Genomic DNA, 16972 nt, shown 5'->3' on the forward strand with positions numbered 1-16972 from the left:
CGGTATTCCTGTCAGCCGGGCGGTGATTTCGCGTTCCCCTTCCGACGCGGCACCGCGAATTCCGCGGAGAATCGGGAAAGGCGACGCGAAAAGGGAATCCGTACGGGCTCAGGCCAGCGCCTTCTCCACCGCCCGCGCCACCTCGGCCGCGCGGTCCCGGCCCAGCGGGACGCCGTCCGGGCCGACGAGGTAGAAGACGTCCACGGCGTCGGCCCCGAGCGTGCTGACCCGGGCGGCGCGCACGGCGACGTCGCGGGCCGCCTCCAGCGCGTGGCCGATGCGGTACAGCAGCCCGGGGGCGTCGTGGGCGCGGACCTCGATCACGGTGGCCAGCCGCGAGGTGTCCGGCGCCACCGTGACCCGGGGTGGCGGCGACGGCACCCCACGCCGCCGCGGGTAGGCCGCCTCGCGTTCGGCCAGCCGGGAGTCGATGTCCAGCGAGCCGTCCAGCGCGCGGACGAAGTCGGCGCGCAGCCGGGCGGCGTCCGGCAGCGCGCCGTACTCCGCCGCGACCCGCCAGCTCAGCAGCGTCACCGGCCCCGCGCCGACCGGGTCGCACGTGCGCAGGTCGGCGCCGCGCACCGTCAGCCGGTGCAGCGCCAGCAGTCCGGCCGCGGCGGGCAGCAGACCGGGGCGGTCCGGCACCGCGAGCAGCAGTTCGGCGCCGACCGGCTCGGTGCCGGGGTCGGCGGACTCGTCGGGGGCACCGCCCGCCTCGTCGGCCCTGGAGGCGCCCTCGGAGCGCAGGGTCAGCACCGGGCCGCCGGTGCGCGCGGCCTCCACGGCGAGGCGTTCCTGGTCGGCGGTGAACGCGTCGGTGGCGGACTCCTGCGGTTGCGGGCCGGACGCGGTCCGGCCGTCCAGGGCGTCCGCGACCCGCCCGGCCAGGTCGGCGACGAGCCGGGCCCGCCAGGTGCTCCAGGCGGCGGGGCCGGTGGCGAGCGCGTCGGCCTCGGTGAGCGCGTGCAGCAGGTCGAGCGTCCCGCGCGAGCCGACCGCCTCGGCGACGGAGGCGACGGTGGCGGGGTCGTCCAGGTCGCGGCGGGTGGCGGTCTCGACGAGCAGCAGGTGTTGGCGGACCAGCAGCGCGAGCGTGTCGGCGTCCGCGCGGCCGAAGCCGAGACGGGAGGCGACGTCGCGGGCGATGACCTCTCCGGCCACCGAGTGGTCGCCCGGCCAGCCCTTGCCGATGTCGTGCAGCAGGGCGCCGACCAGCAGCAGGTCGGGGCGGCCGACCCGGCGGGTCAGCTCGCAGGCCCGCACGGCGGTCTCCACCAGGTGGCGGTCGACGGTGAAGCGGTGCACCGCGTTGCGCTGCGGGCGGCACCGCACCCGTTCCCAGTCCGGCAGCAGCCGGGTCACCAGGTCCTCCGCCTCCAGCGCCTCCCACACCGCGACGGTGGCCTGCCCGGCACCCAGCAGCGTCACCAGCGCCTCGCGCGCCTCGGCGGGCCACGGCTCGGGCAGCGGCGGCGCGGCGGCCAGCGCGCGCACCGCGTGCGGCGACAGCGGCAGCCCGGCCTGCGCGGCGGCGGCAGCGGCCCGCAGCGGCAGCACCGGGTCGCGTTCCGGACGGGCGGCGCGGGCCAGCACGGCTTCGCCGTCCTGCTCCACGACCCCCTCGGCCAGCGGCACGCGCTCCACGGCGGCCGGCTCGCCGCGCCCGCGGCCCAGCAGCCCGAGGCGGCGCGGGCGTCGGGTGCGCGAACGCAGGACCCGCTCCACGGTGCGCCAAGTGACGTCGCTGGCGTACGCGACGGTGCGGGCGGCCTCGTACAGCTCGCGCAGCAGGGTGTCGGCGTCCAGCAGGCCGAGGCGGGCGGCGACCTGGTCGTGTTCCTGGAGTGTGAGGCGGTCGGTGGCACGGCCGGTGACCAGGTGGAGGGCGTCGCGGGCGTCCAGCAGCCGGGTGCGGGCGGAGTCCAGGCCCTGGCGGGGCGCGTCGGCGATCCAGGAGGCGGCGACCGCGCGCAGCACGGTGGCGTCCCGCAGGCCGCCGTGCGCCTCCTTCAGGTCGGGCTCCAGCAGGTGCGCCAACTCGCCCTGCCGTGCGGCCCGTTCGACGCACATCTCGTGCAACTCGGGCAGCCTGCGCGGCGCCTGCTCGCGCCAGTCGGCGAGCACGGCGGTGCGCAGCGAGGCGGTCAGCGCGTCGTCGCCCGCGAGGTGGCGGGCGTCGAGCAGGCCGAGTTGCGCCTTCAGGTCGTCGCGGGCGGTGGCGCGGGCCTCGGCGAGGGTGCGCACCGAGTGGTCGAGGTCGAGCCCGAGGTCCCACACGGGGTACCAGACGCGGTCCGCGAGGGCGGCGACCTCGGCGGCGGAGGCCGAGCCGTCGTGCAGCAGGAGCAGGTCGAGGTCGCTGCGCGGGGACAGCTCGCCACGCCCGTAGCCGCCGACCGCGACCAGCGCGGTGCCGGGGACGGCGGGGGTGAAGAGCCTGGCGAGCCACGCGTCGGTGAGGGCGGCCAGCTCGCGGCGGCGCGACGGACCGGGCCGGGCGTCCTCGGCGAGCAGGGCCAGCCGGTCCGCCGCGTAGCCGGATCCCGCCGCGCCGGAGGGCGCGGACGAGGGGGCCGCTGTCTCGGTGTGTTCGGTCATCCGGTCTCCCAACGCGGCTCCCGTGCGGCGGACTTCAGGGTTCTGCGTGACGCGCGGGCCCGGCGCGATCGCGTAGCGCTTCCATGCCACCGCGGTCGGCGCCGGGCCTTCTCACAACGCGCCCAGGCTCACGGCGCGTCCGGGCTCACAGCGCGTCCGGGCTCACAAAGGACTCCGGCCTCACAGCGCGTCCGGCCCGCGTTCGCCGGTGCGGACCCGTACCGCCGTCTCGACGGGCACGCTCCACACCTTCCCGTCGCCGATCTTCCCGGTCCTGGCGGCCTTGACCACCACGTCCATCAGCTGGTCGGCGTCCGCGTCCTCCACCAGGACCTCTATGCGGATCTTCGGCACCAGGTCGACGGTGTACTCCGCGCCCCGGTAGACCTCGGTGTGGCCGCGCTGGCGGCCGTAGCCGCTGGCCTCGGTGACGGTCAGGCCGGCGACGCCGAAGTCCCGCAGCGCGTCCTTGACCTCGTCCAGCCGGTGCGGCTTGATGACCGCGGTGATGAGCTTCATGCGTCAACCTTCGAGGCCTTGGGCCCGCCCGGTCCGGCGGGCCGCTTGTCGTCGTCCTGGCGGGAGGCGGCGGCGGTGGCCGCGCCGGTGAGCGTCGGCAGCAGGCGGGCGGCGGAGCCGACGCCCGCGAAGTCGTAGCCGGTCTCGGCGTGTTCGGCGGAGTCGATGCCGGACACCTCGTCGTCCTCGTTCACGGTGAAGCCCATCACCAGGTCGAGGACCTTGGCGAGGATCGCGGAGACGACGAGCGAGTAGGCCAGTACGCAGACCACGCCGACGCACTGCTTGCCGAGCTGGGCGAAGCCGCCGCCGTAGAACAGGCCCTTGGCGGTCTGGCCGACGCCGCCGGTGGCCAGCAGGCCGATCGACAGCGAGCCGACGATGCCGCCGACCATGTGGACGCCGACCACGTCGAGGGAGTCGTCGAAGCCCAGCTTGAACTTCAGTCCCACCGCCCAGGCGCAGATCACGCCGGTGACGATACCCAGGCCGATCGAGCCGAGCGGGGAGATCGACCCGCAGGCCGGGGTGATGGCGACCAGGCCCGCGACCGCGCCGGAGGCGGCGCCCAGCGTGGTGCACGAGCCGTGCCGGATCTTCTCGTAGCCGAGCCAGCCGAGCATGGCGGCGGCCGTGGCGACCTGGGTGTTGACGAACGCGGCGCCCGCGACGCCGTCCGCGGCGAGCCAGGAGCCCGCGTTGAAGCCGAACCAGCCGAACCACAGCAGGCCCGCGCCGAGCATGACCAGCGGCAGGTTGTGCGGCCGCATCGGGTCCTTGCCGAAGCCGACCCGCTTGCGGATCACCAGGATCGCGCCGAGCGCGGCGGCGCCGGCGTTGATGTGGACGGCCGTGCCGCCCGCGAAGTCGATGACGCCGAACTTCAGCAGCCAGCCGCCCGCGCCCCAGACCCAGTGGGCGACGGGGAAGTACACGAGCGTCGCCCACAGCGCGATGTAGAGCGTCCAGGCGGAGAACTTCACCCGGTCCGCGAGGGCGCCGGAGATCAGCGCCGGGGTGATGATCGCGAACATCAGCTGGAAGGCGGCGAAGACGTAGATCGGGATGCCGTAGCCGGGCCACAGCTCGGTGATCCCTATGTGGCGCAGGCCCAGCCAGTCGGTGCCGCCGATGACGCCGCCGTGGTCGGTGCCGAAGGCCTCGGTGAAGCCGTAGAGCACCCACAGGATCGTGATGACGGCGATCGAGACGAAGCTCATCATCAGCATGTTGAGCACGCTCTTGACCCGCACCATGCCGCCGTAGAAGAAGGCGAGGCCGGGGGTCATCACCAGCACCAGGGCGGCGCTGATCAGCATGAACGCGGTGTGGCCCGTGTCAAGGACGGGCTTGTCGGCGGCAAGCGTCGTCATGATGCCTGCTGGCATCGGCGTCTCCTCGTCGTCGGACGGCCCGCGAGGGGGTGGAGCTGATGGGCCGGTTTTCGCCACGAGACTGACGCAGCCGGGTTTCCTGCGTCGCAGCACGGTGTTTCACCGGCGTGACGAAGGCGACCGCCGTGTTACGGCGAGGTGAACCGCCGCACGCCACCGGGTGTGCCGGTACGGTCCGGCACACAGCGGGACGAGCCGGGCGCGTGGCGTGAAGGAGTGGCGTACGCGCGGCGTGAGCGGCGGCGTGAAGGACCGGCCGCGGGGCCCTGCGTCGAACGTGGCGTGGGAGAGCCTGTTCGGGTGTGATCGGCAGGGCACCGCGGCCGGAGCGCGGGGTGGGCGGACAAGCGGTGCGGGCGGACAAGTGGTGCGGGCGGGCCGGGGCTCAGACGGCCGTACGGGCCGCCGCCTGGGCGTCGTCGGGCAGTTCGGTGCGGAGCCGGTCGCGCAGCGAGACGACCTCGGCGACCGTGCCGTAGTCGCGCAGCGCCGCGTCGGCGGTCTTGCGGATGCGGGTGTTGACCCGCTCGGAGCGGACCTTCTTGGCGACGTCGATGGCCCGTCCGGCCAGGTCGGACGCCTGCTCGGGCTCGGCCTTGAGCAGGTGGACGCTGGCCATGCCGACCAGGTTGAGGGCGTAGGAGCGCTGGTGCTCGGAGTCGGCGGCGAACAGTTCCACGGCCCGGTTCATCACCGGGGCGGCGAGCGAGGCGTACGTGGGGCTGCGCCCGGCGACGTAGGCGAGGTCGCGGTAGGAGTGGGCGTTCTCCGCGTTCAGCTCGGCCTCGGAGAAGAAGCGGATCCAGTCCGGGTCCTCGGTGGGCAGCGAGTCGCTGAAGGCGTCCTCGGCCATCCGCACCGCGCGGTGGCACTTGTTGACCTGCCCGAGACTGGCGTAGGCACGCGCCTCCATCGCGTGCAGCATCGCCTGGGTGGTGGCGGTGGCCGAGTCACGACTGCCGTACTGCGCGAGGTGGATGAGCTCCAGCGCGTCGTCGGGGCGGCCGACGTGGATCATCTGGCGGCTCATGTTGGACAGCACGTAGGCGCCGAGCGGACGGTCGCCGGCTTCCTTGGCGGCGTGCAGCGCGAGCACGAAGTACTTCTGCGCGGTGGGCTGGAGGCCCACGTCGTAGCTCATCCACCCGGCGAGTTCGGCGAGTTCGGCGGTGACGCGGAACAGGCGCTTGGCGACCGGCGCCGGGTGCGGCTCCTGCAACAGGTCGGTGACCTCGTGGAGTTGGCCGACGACCGCCTTGCGCCGCAGCCCGCCGCCGCACTGCGCGTCCCACTGGCGGAACATCACCGTGGTGCTCTCCAGCAGGTCCAGCTCCGGTCCGGACAGCCGGGTGGGCCGGGAACCCCGGGCGGCCGGGACCGCGGCGAGGGGACCCTGCGGCGCGCCGCCGGGGGCGGGCACCAGCCAGCGCTGCATCGGTTCCACGAGGGCGGGTCCGGCCGACAGCGCGAGGGAGGCGCCGAGGAAGCCGCGGCGGCCCAGCATCAGGTCGCTGCGGGAGAACTCGCTGATCATCTCGACGGTCTGCGGCGCCGCCCACGGCAGGTCGACGCCGGAGGTGGCGGGCGGCTGGTGGGCGGTGCGCAGGCCCAGTTCCTCGATGGCGACCACCGCGCCGAAGCGCTCGGAGAACAGCTCGGACAGGATGCGCGGGATGGGCTCGCGGGGCTGTTCGCCGTCCAGCCAGCGGCGCACCCGGGAGGTGTCGGTGCACACGTGGGTGGCGCCGATCTGCCGGGCCCTGCGGTTGACCTGCCGGGCCAGCTCGCCCTTCGACCAGCCGCTGCGCACGAACCACGAGCCGAGCTTGGCGTTGGCCTGCTTCTCGCTGCCTCCGCCCGCGCCGCCGTTCGTGCCGCCGCTGGTGTCGTCGGTGCCGCCCACCCGGAACGCCTCCCTGTTCTGGTCCCCGTGCCGTTGGTCCCCGTGCTGTGCCGCCCCGTCAACCGCCCTCAGCATGCCGCCGGTTGGCGCTCCTGTCGCACCGTCCGTCAACCCTGGTTGCCGAATACGTGTGCGGGGAGTGCCGTTGGCATACCCGGCGGGCGTACCGGCCCCGAGGGCCGGTGAACCGAAAGTAACCCCTCGATCACCCGTCCGGCGAGGGCGGATGCGGAAACGCCACCATTCGCCACCCCTGCGAATGAACTCTTCCGCGGTCGCGCGCGATTCACTTGACACGTGGTGACCGGGCCGGGGCGGATGGGGTCGTCGGGCGGCGCGCGGCGAGGAACGCGCGACCCGGGGTGCGACGGTGCGCCACCCCGTCGTCGGTCCCGGCCCCCGACGACCCGTCAGCTCTCAGGAGTTACCGGCCGATTACGTAACCAACGGCCCCTTAGGAGTGTTGGAGGTGACATGGGCTTCACGATCGGCAGTTTCCGGGAGATCCGGGACATCGCGCCCGGCACCCGCCGCCGTACCCGTACCTCGGTGCGCGCCACGGTCGCGGAGTACACCGGGCGGTACGGCTGGATGGTGGCCCCCGGCGCCCGCGCGGTGCGCGGCGAGTGCAGCTGTGGCGACCCCCGCTGCACCGCGCCGGGCGCGCACCCGCTGCGCTTCGCCTCCGAGATCTCGGCGGGCCTGTCGCCGGCCCGGGTCGCCGAGGCGTGGGACGAGACGCCGGGCGCCGCGGTGCTGCTGCCCGCCGGGCGCTCCTTCGACGCGCTGGACGTGGCCGAGGAGGCGGGCTGCCAGGCCATGGTCCGGCTGGAGCGGATGGGCCTGCGGCTCGGTCCCGTGCTGGCCACCCCGACCGGCCGGGCGCAGTTCTTCGTGGCGCCGGGCGCCGCGGCCGCGCTGCCCAGCCTGCTGTACCGGATGGGCTGGGACGACACCGGTCTCGACCTGCGCTGCCTGGGGCGGGGCGACTACGTGACCGCGCCGCCCTCCGACCTCGGCGGGCTCGGCCCGGTGCGCTGGCTGCGTCCGCCCTCCCCGGACCGGCAGCCCCCGGAGGCCCGCTTGCTGCTCGGGACACTGGCGTACGTGTGCCACCGCCACGGACTGCTCGTGCGCTCCTGAGCGCGTACTCCTGAGCGCGTAAAAGAACGTGTAAGGGGTGCTCACCATGCGTGAGCACCCCTTACACGTTCCTGAGTCTTCCTGGAGCGTCTCAGTCGCCGATCAGTGCGTCGACGAACGCCTCCGGCTCGAACGGCGCCAGGTCGTCCGGGCCCTCGCCCAGGCCGACCAGCTTGACCGGGACGCCCAGTTCGCGCTGGACCGCCACGACGATGCCGCCCTTGGCGGTGCCGTCCAGCTTGGTCAGGGCGATGCCGGTGATGTCGACCACCTCGGCGAAGACGCGGGCCTGGACCAGGCCGTTCTGCCCGGTGGTGGCGTCCAGGACGAGGATCACCTCGTCGACCGGGCCGTGCTTCTCCACGACCCGCTTGACCTTGCCCAGCTCGTCCATCAGGCCGGTCTTGGTGTGCAGGCGGCCCGCGGTGTCGATGAGCACGACGTCCGCGCCCTCGGCGATGCCTTCCTTCACCGCGTCGAACGCCACCGACGCCGGGTCGCCGGCCTCGGGACCGCGCACGGTGCGGGCGCCGACGCGCTCGCCCCAGGTCTGCAACTGGTCGGCGGCGGCGGCCCGGAAGGTGTCCGCCGCGCCCAGCACCACGCTGCGCCCGTCCGCGACCAGGACGCGGGCGAGCTTGCCGGTGGTGGTGGTCTTGCCGGTGCCGTTGACGCCGACGACCATCAGCACGGCCGGGTTGTCGGTCACGCTCTCGGTGTGCAGAACGCGGTCGAGGTCGGTGCCGACCAGCGTCAGCAGCTCCTCGCGCAGCAGGGTGCGCAGTTCGGCCGGGGTGCGGGTGCCCAGGACGCGCACGCGGGTGCGCAGCCGCTCGACGAGCTCCTGGGTGGGGGCGACGCCGACGTCGGCGGTCAGGAGGGTGTCCTCGATCTCCTCCCAGGTGTCCTCGTCGAGGTGCTCCCGCGACAGCAGGGCCAGCAGGCCCTTGCCGAGGGTGTTCTGCGACCGCGACAGCCGGGAGCGCAGCCGCACCAGGCGGCCCGCGGCGGGCTCGGGGACCTCGACGGCCGGCGGCGCGGCGGCGGCCTCGGGTTCCTCTGCCTCCGGCGGCAGGGTGACCACCGGGGCCTCGGGCAGGCCCACCTCCTCGATGGTCCTGCGAGGTTCGTCACGTGGGGTCTCCGCGTCCTCGCCGACGTGGGGCTCGGCCGGAGGGGCGGTGATCCTCGGTTCTGCCGACGGCGGCGGCGCGGGCGGCAGCTGCTTCTTACGGCGGCTGCCGATCACGAGGCCGCTGAGCGCGCCGACCGCGACCAGGGCGATGACTACAGCAAGGATGACGGTTTCCATAACGCCCTCCAGTATCGGCCACGGCCCGGCCGCGTCACGCGAAGGCGGCGCGGCGGGCGGCCGGGTCGCCGGGCCGGGCCTCGTGGTGACGGCGGGAGATCCGGCATAATGGGACAAAGATCACGGTTGACGTTTTGTTCAGGCGCATATGATCCTGGGGCCGTGACGCGCGTAGATCACGTGCGGCAGCCTTGTTCCGCTCCGCGGTTCCACCGCCTTCCCCTTCCTCCGGAGTACCTCCGCCATGGACCAGACGCGCGCCGGCGAGGCGAGCAGCGCCATAGAGACCCGGGGCATCGAGCCCGTTCCCGACAGCGAGCGACGCGGCCGTGTCCGTGAACTCTTCCCGACCTGGGTCGCCGCGAACATCAGCGTGCTGCTGCTCACCATGGGCGCGGGCCTGGTGGTCTCCAACGGCCTGGACTTCTACCAGGTGCTGCTGGTCGCGATCCTCGCCCCGGTCGTCAGCTACGGCATCGTGGGCTTCCTGGCCATCGCGGGCAAGCGCGGCGGCGCCCCCGGCATGACGCTGTCGCGGGCGGTCTTCGGCCAGCGCGGCAACCTCTTCCCCGGCGCGGTCACCTGGATCGCCCGCTGGGGCTGGGAGACGATCAACGCGGTCACCGGCGCGTACGCGGTGCTGACCATCCTGAACCTGCTGTTCGGGATCAAGAGCAACACCGTGCTGATCGTCGTCACGCTGCTGTTCTTCGTCGGCTGCACCTTCACCGTCTCCGGCATGGGCCGCGTCGTGCTGCTGCTGTGCAACAAGTGGTCGGCGTACCTGTTCGGCGCGTTCAGCGTCGCGGTGCTGGTCTACCTGATCGGGCACACCCACTGGTCGCAGGTCTTCTCGCGACCGGGCGGCAGTACCGCCGCGCTGATCGCGGGCGTCGGCACGATAGCGGCGGGCGGCATCAGCTGGGCCCCCTCCGGCGCCGACTTCGCCCGCTACCTGCCGCGCCGGGCGTCCGACAAGGGCATCGTCGGCAACACCGTCGGCGGCGCCGGGATCGTGGTGGTCCCGCTGGTGCTGATGGGCGCGGTGATGGCGGTCGGCACGCCGGACCTGGCGTCGGCCACCGACCCGGTCTCGTTCATCGGCAAGCTGCTGCCGACCTGGATCTCGGTGCCGTACCTGCTGATCGCGCTGATCGGCATGCTGCTGATCAACAGCATGTCGATGTACTCGGCCGGTTTCACCGCGCAGACCCTGGGCTTCCGCATCCCGCGCGCCGCGGCGGTCAGCGTGAACGCCGTGATCAGCCTGGTCTTCGGTTCGCTGCTGATGATCGTGGCGACCAGCTTCATCAGCTCGTTCATCTCGTTCCTGACACTGCTGGCGGTCTCGTTCTCGGCGTGGATCGGCGTGTTCGGCGTGGACATGCTGCACCGCACGTCGTACGACGCGAAGGCGCTGATGGACACCTCCCGCTCCAGCGCCTACTGGTACAAGGGCGGCTTCGCCTGGCAGGCGATGACCGCGTGGGCGGCCGGGCTGGCGTTCGGCCTGTGCTTCACCTCGGTCTCCTGGTTCTCCGGCCCGCTGGCGTCCAGCTGGCCCGGCCGCAACGGCCTGGGCTGGGCGGTGACCATCGTGGTCTCCGCGGTGCTGTACGGCGTGCTGCCCCGGCGGCGCCCGTCCCGTACCCCGGACACCGAGCCGGCCGAGGCGACCGAGGCCGCGGCCACGGTCTGAGGCCCGGCGGAAGGAAGGACGAACGGCGCGGCCCCGGGGCCGCGCCGTTTTCCGTGCCCTCGTGACGGCGATGAGCTGCCCCGGCTCGGGGCCGGGGACGGCGGCCGGGCCGGGGCAGCGGGCTGGAGGAGGGGGCGGCGGGGTGTTAGCCCATCTCCTCCAGGGACTTGCCCTTCGTCTCCTTGACCAGGAAGACGACGAAGGGGATCGACAGCAGCGCGAAGCACGAGTAGATGACGTACGCGCCGGACAGGTTCCAGTCGGACAGCGTCGGGAAGCTGACGGTGATCACCCAGTTGGCGATCCACTGCGCGGAGGCGGCGACGCCCAGCGCGGCGGCGCGGATCTTGTTGGGGAACATCTCGCCGAGCAGCACCCACACCACGACACCCCACGACAGCGCGAAGAACAGCACGAAGCTGTGCGCGGCGACCAGGGCCACCGTGCCCTGGGTGTTGGGCAGGTGGATGTTGCTGCCGTGGCCGGTCTTGAACGAGAACGCCCAGGCGGCCAGCGCCAGCGAGATCGTCATGCCGACGGAACCGATGATCGACAGCGGCTTGCGGCCGATCTTGTCCACGAAGAGCATCGCGATCACCGTGCCGATCACGTTCACGATCGACGTGGTGAAGGAGTACAGGAACGAACTCGTCGGGTCGATGCCGACCGACTGCCACAGCGACGACGAGTAGTAGAAGATCACGTTGATGCCGACCAGCTGCTGAAAGGCCGACAGCCCGATGCCGATCCACACGATCGGCAGGAAGCCGCCCCGGCCGCCGAGCAGGTCGCGGAAGGTGGACTTGTGCTCCCGGCGCATCGCGTGCCGGATCTCCTCGGCGCGGGCGTCGAGGTCGGTGCCGGTGCCCTCGACCTCGCTGAGCACCTTCTTGGCGGCGTCGTCCCGGCCGACCGACAGCAGGAAGCGCGGCGACTCGGGGATGGCGAAGGACAGCAGGCCGTACAGGACGGCCGGCACGACCATGACGCCCAGCATCCACTGCCAGGCCTCCAGGCCGCCGAGCTTGCCGCGCTGGTTACCGTTGGCCATCTGCAGGATGCCGTAGTTGACGAGCTGCGAGATGGCGATGCCGACGACGATCGCGGCCTGCTGGAACGAGCCGAGCCTGCCACGGTAGGCGGGCGGCGCGACCTCCGCGATGTAGGCGGGGCCGATCACCGAGGCCATGCCGATGCCGAAGCCGCCGATGACCCGCCACATGGTCAGGTCCCACACGGCGAACGGCAGCGCGGAGCCGACCGCGCTGACGGTGAAGAGCACGGCGGCGATCCGCATCACCCGGATGCGGCCGATGCGGTCGGCGACCCGTCCGGCCAGCGCGGCGCCCACCGCGCAGCCGAGCAGCGCGGCGGCGACGACCTGCGCGAGCAGGCTGTGGCTGATGCCGAACTTGCCCTGGATGCCGACCACGGCGCCGTTGATGACGGAGCTGTCGTAGCCGAACAGGAAACCGCCCATGGCGGCCGCCGCCGTGATGAAGACGACGTGCCCGAGGTGGTCGGAGGCGGCCTGCGGGCCACCCGGCGTCACGCCTGGTCGTGTGCTGGTCAAGGTGAACTCCTGGGGCTCGTCGGTGAGCCCTGCGGTGTGGGGGCCTGGATCTCGAGTGTCAGGCGATCCACCGACCGTCACCACTCGACCATCCGTCGAAGGTTAAAACGACGTTTCAGAGGCTATGCGTTCAAGTTCCGAAGTCAATAGGGGGTCAGGTGTCTGTTTGGACACAGGACACGTCACGCATCGTTCACATATTGAAGATCGCGTCAGCCATCGGGCGGACGCGACCGCGGTGAGGGACCGGGTCAGGCGGAGCGTTTGCCGCTCTCCCGCAGCCGTTGGCTGATCACCTTCGAGACACCGTCACCCTGCATCGATACGCCGTACAGGGCATCGGCGACCTCCATCGTCCGCTTCTGGTGGGTGATCACGATCAGCTGCGAACTCTCCTGGAGCTCGCGCATGATCCCGATCAGTCGTTGCAGGTTGGTGTCGTCAAGCGCCGCCTCGACCTCGTCCATCACGTAGAACGGGCTCGGCCGGGCCTTGAAGATCGACACCAGTAGCGCCACCGCGGTCAGCGAGCGCTCGCCACCCGACAGCAGCGACAGCCGCTTGACCTTCTTGCCCGGAGGCCGCGCCTCGACCTCCACGCCGGTGGCCAGCATGTCGTCCGGATCCGTGAGCACCAGCCTGCCCTCGCCCCCCGGGAACAAACGCGAGAAGACGCCCTCGAACTCCCGCGCCGTGTCGTGGTACGCGGCGGTGAAGACCTGCTCGACCCGCTCGTCGACCTCCTTGACGACCTGGAGCAGGTCGGCGCGGGTCTTCTTCAGGTCCTCCAACTGCTCGGTGAGGAACTTGTGCCGCTCCTCCAGGGCCGCGAACTCCTCCAGCGCCAGCGGGTTGACCTTGCCCAGCTGCGCGTAGGCGCGCTCGGCGGCCTTCAGGCGCTTCTCCTGTTCGGCGCGCACGTAGGGCCGCGTCGGCGGCGCCTCCTCCGTCGTTTCGGCCCGCGGCGCCTCCCCCTCCGCGTCGGCACGCGGCGCCTCCGCTTCGGCGTGCGGCTGCTCGCCCTCGGCGGGATGCGGGGCCGGCACGGGCTGGTCGGGGCCGTACTCGGCGATCAGGCCGGCCGGCTCCATGCCGTGCTCCTCCAGCGCCTTGGCCTCCAACTGCTCGACGCGCAGCCGCTTCTCCGCGCCCAGCACCTCGCCCCGGTGCACCGAGTCGGTCAGCTTGTCCAGTTCGGACTTCCAGCCGCGGGCCGCGTCCCGTTCGGCGGCGAGCGCGGCCTCGCGCTCCGCCTTGGCGCGCTCGGCCGCGGCGCGTTCCCGCTCGGCGCGCTCCAGCGAGACCGTCACGTACTCCAGCAGGCCGCGGGCGCCGGACGCCACAGCCGAGTCGACGCGGGCCTCGTGCGCCAGCCGGGCCTTGCGGCGCTCGGCGCGGGCCCGGTTCTCGCGCTCGGCGCGGGCCGCGCGGTCCAGCGAGTCGGCGCGCCCGGCCAGAGCCTTCACCCGCTCCTCGTGGGTACGCAGTTGCAGCCGCGCCTCCATCTCGGTCTGGCGAGCGTTGGCGCCGTCGGCGGCGAGCCGGTCGCGCGCGGCGGTGTCCGGCTCCTGCTCGGCGGGCACCTCCTCGGCCTCGCTCAACCGCCCGGCCAGCTCCGCCAGTTCGCCGCTCGCCCGCGACAGCGCCTCCTCGGCGCGTACGACGGCGGCCGCGGTGCGCTCGGCCTCGCCCGCGGCGGCGCGGGCCTGGCCGCCGAGCCTGCCGAGCTGCTGGGCGACGGCCGACCGCTCCTTGTCCGCGGTACGGCGCCGCGCCGCGAGGTCGTCGGCCTGCCGGGCGGCCGACGCGCGGCGCTCCTTGGCGGCGGCCTGCGCCTCGGCCAGCCCCGCGCACCGGGCCGCGAGGCGCTCCAGGCCCGCGGCGGCCTCGTCCACGGCGGCCTGGGTCTCCAGCAGGCTGGGCGCGCCCGCCGAGCCGCCGTGCGCGAAGTGCGCCGCGAGCAGGTCGCCCTCGGCGGTCACCGCGACGGCCTGCGGGCGCCGCTCGATCAGCTCCTCGGCGGCGGCGAGGTCGGCGACCACCACGGTGTCGCGCAGCAGACGGCGCACCGCGGACAGCAACCGCGGCGGCCCGGTGACGAGTTCGGCGGCGGGAACGGCGGCGGACGCGTCCGGGGCCGCCGGGCTCTGGTGGGGAAGGCCGACGGGGGCCGTGCGGGGTTCCGGCGCGCGGAGTTCCGGCGCGCGAGGGGCGGGCGTGACGGGCGTTGCGGGCGCTTCGGCGCGAGCGCCCTCCGCCGTCGCGGACGTCCCGGTCGTGGCATCGCCTGCCGAGGCATTGCCTGTCGTGGAATCGTCCGTCGCCGAACCCTCCCTCGCGGAAGCGGCCGCCGCCCGGGCCGGGACGAACTCCCCCTCGCCGCTGCCGACCAGCAGCGCGGCCCGGCCCGCGTCGTCCGCCCGCAGCAGCCGCAGCGCCTCGGCAGCGGCGGACGGCGTGGCCACCGCCACCGCGTCGGCCGCGGCGCCCAGGGCGGCGGCGATCGCGGCCTCGTGGCCCGGGGTCACGGTCAGCAGTTCGGCGGCCGGGCCGAGCAGTCCGGTCAGGCGTCCGGCGGCGGCCAGCAGGGCGGCGCCGCCGTCCTTGCGGCGCAGGCCGAGCGCCAGCGCCTCGTGCCGGGCGGCGAGCGCGGCGCGTTCGCGTTCGGCGACGGTCGCCGCGTCGCGGGCCGTGGCCAAGGCTTCCTCAGCGTCGGCCAGCTCCCGCCGGGCCGTCTCGTACGCCGCCTCCAGCTCGGTGTCGACCGCCTCGGCGCCGTCCACCTCGCACTTCAGGCCCTCGTACTCCTCCTGCGCGCTCACCGCGCGTTCCGCCGCCTCGTCACGGGCCGCGGTGAGGCGGCCGATCTCCGCCTCGGCCGCACCGGCTCGGCTGCGGGCGGCGTTGACCTGGCCGTGCAGCCGGGCGAGCAGCTCGCGGCGGTCGGCGATGGCGCGGGCGGCGGCCTTCAGGCGCGTTTCCTCGGCGGCCAGGGCGCGTTCCAGCTCCGCGCGGTGCGCGACGGTGTCCTCCAGCGCGTAGCGGGCGACCTCCAGGGCGGCGGTCAGCTCGGCCTCCTGCTCGCGCACCCGTGCCGCCTCGCGTTCCAGGTCCTCCGGGTCACGGCCGTGCCGCTCCTCGGTGCGCTGGCCGGTGGCGTGCCGGATCCGCTGCTCGGCCAGGCCGATCGTGCCGCGCACGCGTTCGGCCAGCTGCGACAGGCCGTACCAGGTCTGCTGGGCGGCGGCGAGGCGCGGGCCGATCTCCCGTACCTGCTGCTCCAGTTGGGCCTCGCGCCGGGCGGCGGCGTCGACCGCGGCCTCCGCGGCGTCCTTGCGTTCCTTGAGGGCGGCCTCGTCGGCGACTTCGGCCCGCAGCGCCTCGCGCAGCGTCACCAGGTCGTCGGCGAGCAGCCGCAGGCGGGCGTCGCGCAGGTCGGCCTGGATGACGGCGGCGCGCCGGGCGACGGCGGCCTGCCGGCCCAGCGGCTTGAGCTGGCGGCGCAGTTCGGCGGTCAGGTCGCTCACCCGGGCGAGGTTGGCCTGCATCGCGTCCAGCTTGCGCAGGGCCTTCTCCTTGCGCTTGCGGTGCTTCAGGACGCCCGCCGCCTCCTCGATGAAGGCCCGGCGGCCCATCGGGTCGGCGTGCAACACCGAGTCCAGCTGGCCCTGACCGACGATCACGTGCATCTCGCGGCCGATGCCGGAGTCGGACAGCAGTTCCTGGATGTCCAGCAGGCGGCAGGTGTCGCCGTTGATCTGGTACTCGCTGCCGCCGTTGCGGAACATCGTCCGCGTGATGGTGACCTCGGCGTAGTCGATGGGCAGGGCGCCGTCGGCGTTGTCGATGGTGAGGGAGACCTCGGCGCGGCCCAGCGGCGGGCGGCCGGTGGTGCCCGCGAAGATGACGTCCTCCATCTTGCCGCCGCGCAGGCTCTTGGCGCCCTGCTCCCCCATCACCCACGACAGGCCGTCCACGACGTTGGACTTGCCGGAGCCGTTCGGGCCGACGACGCAGGTGATGCCCGGTTCGAAACGCAGGGTGGTGGCCGAGGCGAAGGACTTGAAGCCTCGCAGGGTCAGGCTCTTGAGGTGCACGCCGACCTGTCCTCCTCCGCGTTGCCGGGCAGTCGGACTCTACAGTTCGGCCACGGTTTCGCCGGGGAGGGCGCAGGGCACATCAGACGGTAGAAGGCGGGCGCACGTGTCGGCGAAGACCTGGCGACCGCCCGGGAAACGGGGGCGCACGACGGGGGCACGACTTCAGCGGTAACGGCGGGCGCCGGGCGCGAGAGAGTCCTGGAGACGACGGGCGAGGCGTCCCGGGAAGTCCTGGGAAACGACGAGAAGTCCCGGGAAACGACGAAGGGACGCCGAAGCGTCCCTTTGCAGAATCATCTGCGGTGCTGACGTGGTTGATCCGGCCCGAGGGGCATGGACCGGATCAAGCGAGAGCAGGCTCCGCCTGGGATACGTCGATGCTGTCGAGCAGCGACTCTTCGCGCGACGAGGCCAGCGCGTCGTTCTCGGCCTGGATCCGTACGAGCTCGGACTCCAGGTCCTGAACGCGCTGCTGAAGCCGTCGCATCTCGGCGAGGAGTCGCGGGTCGGGGCCGCCGACGTAACCGAGAAGCGCCTTTGCCATGATGAATGGTCCTCCACGCTGAGTGACCGACCTGTGCGGTGTGGGTCGTGAGGGGGCTGCCGCACCCGCCGTTTTCGCCGCTGCCGTTGCTTCTCGGACGGCCGAACAGCTAAGGTGCGCGGGGCTTCCAGCGTCTCACCAAATGGTTTGACGGTCAACACGATCACGCCCCACTCGTCCGGCGTGC

The 16972-nt window shown here is 73.2% G+C and carries 10 protein-coding genes; 2 read left to right on the forward strand and 8 right to left on the reverse strand.

Features of this window, described 5'->3' with window-relative positions; translation table 11 throughout:
* Nucleotides 1–108 precede the first annotated feature (108 nt).
* From K7472_RS28660 to nsdA, 4 genes are all read right to left on the reverse strand, one after another.
* Nucleotides 109–2598, reverse strand: coding sequence for a [protein-PII] uridylyltransferase (locus tag K7472_RS28660; RefSeq protein ID WP_222981547.1), 2490 nt, complete (start codon nucleotides 2596–2598; stop codon nucleotides 109–111).
* Between the two features lie 180 nt (nucleotides 2599–2778).
* On the reverse strand, nucleotides 2779–3117 hold the full coding sequence (locus K7472_RS28665; RefSeq protein WP_222981549.1) for a P-II family nitrogen regulator: 339 nt from the start codon (nucleotides 3115–3117) through the stop codon (nucleotides 2779–2781).
* Nucleotides 3114–4505 (reverse strand): ammonium transporter, encoded by a 1392-nt coding sequence (locus tag K7472_RS28670; RefSeq protein ID WP_222981551.1) that lies wholly within the window; start codon nucleotides 4503–4505, stop codon nucleotides 3114–3116. Before K7472_RS28670 ends, K7472_RS28665 begins: the two co-directional genes overlap by 4 nt.
* A 391-nt stretch (nucleotides 4506–4896) precedes the next feature.
* Complete coding sequence (nsdA, locus tag K7472_RS28675; protein WP_222981553.1) at nucleotides 4897–6414, reverse strand: transcriptional repressor NsdA; 1518 nt, start codon at nucleotides 6412–6414, stop codon at nucleotides 4897–4899.
* 474 nt (nucleotides 6415–6888) lie between these two features.
* Between nsdA and K7472_RS28680 the strand changes: the two genes are divergently transcribed.
* Nucleotides 6889–7557: a bifunctional DNA primase/polymerase gene (locus K7472_RS28680; RefSeq protein ID WP_222981555.1), complete on the forward strand. Its 669-nt coding sequence runs from the start codon at nucleotides 6889–6891 to the stop codon at nucleotides 7555–7557.
* Nucleotides 7558–7648: 91 nt separating this feature from the next.
* Here the strand turns inward: K7472_RS28680 and ftsY are convergent, their stop codons facing one another.
* A complete protein-coding gene (gene ftsY / locus K7472_RS28685; protein ID WP_222981557.1) occupies nucleotides 7649–8869 on the reverse strand; it encodes a signal recognition particle-docking protein FtsY in 1221 nt (406 codons plus the stop codon).
* Nucleotides 8870–9113: 244 nt separating this feature from the next.
* On the opposite strand from ftsY, the gene K7472_RS28690 reads away from it, so the two are divergent.
* Nucleotides 9114–10568 (forward strand): purine-cytosine permease family protein, encoded by a 1455-nt coding sequence (locus K7472_RS28690; protein WP_222981559.1) that lies wholly within the window; start codon nucleotides 9114–9116, stop codon nucleotides 10566–10568.
* A gap of 145 nt (nucleotides 10569–10713) precedes the next feature.
* Here K7472_RS28690 and K7472_RS28695 read toward each other — a convergent pair whose 3' ends face one another.
* From K7472_RS28695 to K7472_RS28705, 3 genes are all read right to left on the reverse strand, one after another.
* Nucleotides 10714–12141, reverse strand: coding sequence for a sugar porter family MFS transporter (locus tag K7472_RS28695; RefSeq protein ID WP_222981561.1), 1428 nt, complete (start codon nucleotides 12139–12141; stop codon nucleotides 10714–10716).
* A 251-nt stretch (nucleotides 12142–12392) separates the two neighbouring features.
* Entirely contained in the window at nucleotides 12393–16238 is a 3846-nt protein-coding gene (locus K7472_RS28700; RefSeq protein ID WP_222981563.1) for a chromosome segregation SMC family protein, read from the reverse strand.
* 346 nt (nucleotides 16239–16584) lie between these two features.
* On the reverse strand, nucleotides 16585–16785 hold the full coding sequence (locus tag K7472_RS28705) for a hypothetical protein (protein ID WP_222981565.1): 201 nt from the start codon (nucleotides 16783–16785) through the stop codon (nucleotides 16585–16587).
* Between the last annotated feature and the right edge of the window lie 187 nt (nucleotides 16786–16972).

Origin of the sequence: Streptantibioticus parmotrematis, from assembly GCF_019890615.1 — a bacterium.
Taxonomy (GTDB): Bacteria; Actinomycetota; Actinomycetes; order Streptomycetales; family Streptomycetaceae; genus Streptantibioticus_D; species Streptantibioticus_D parmotrematis.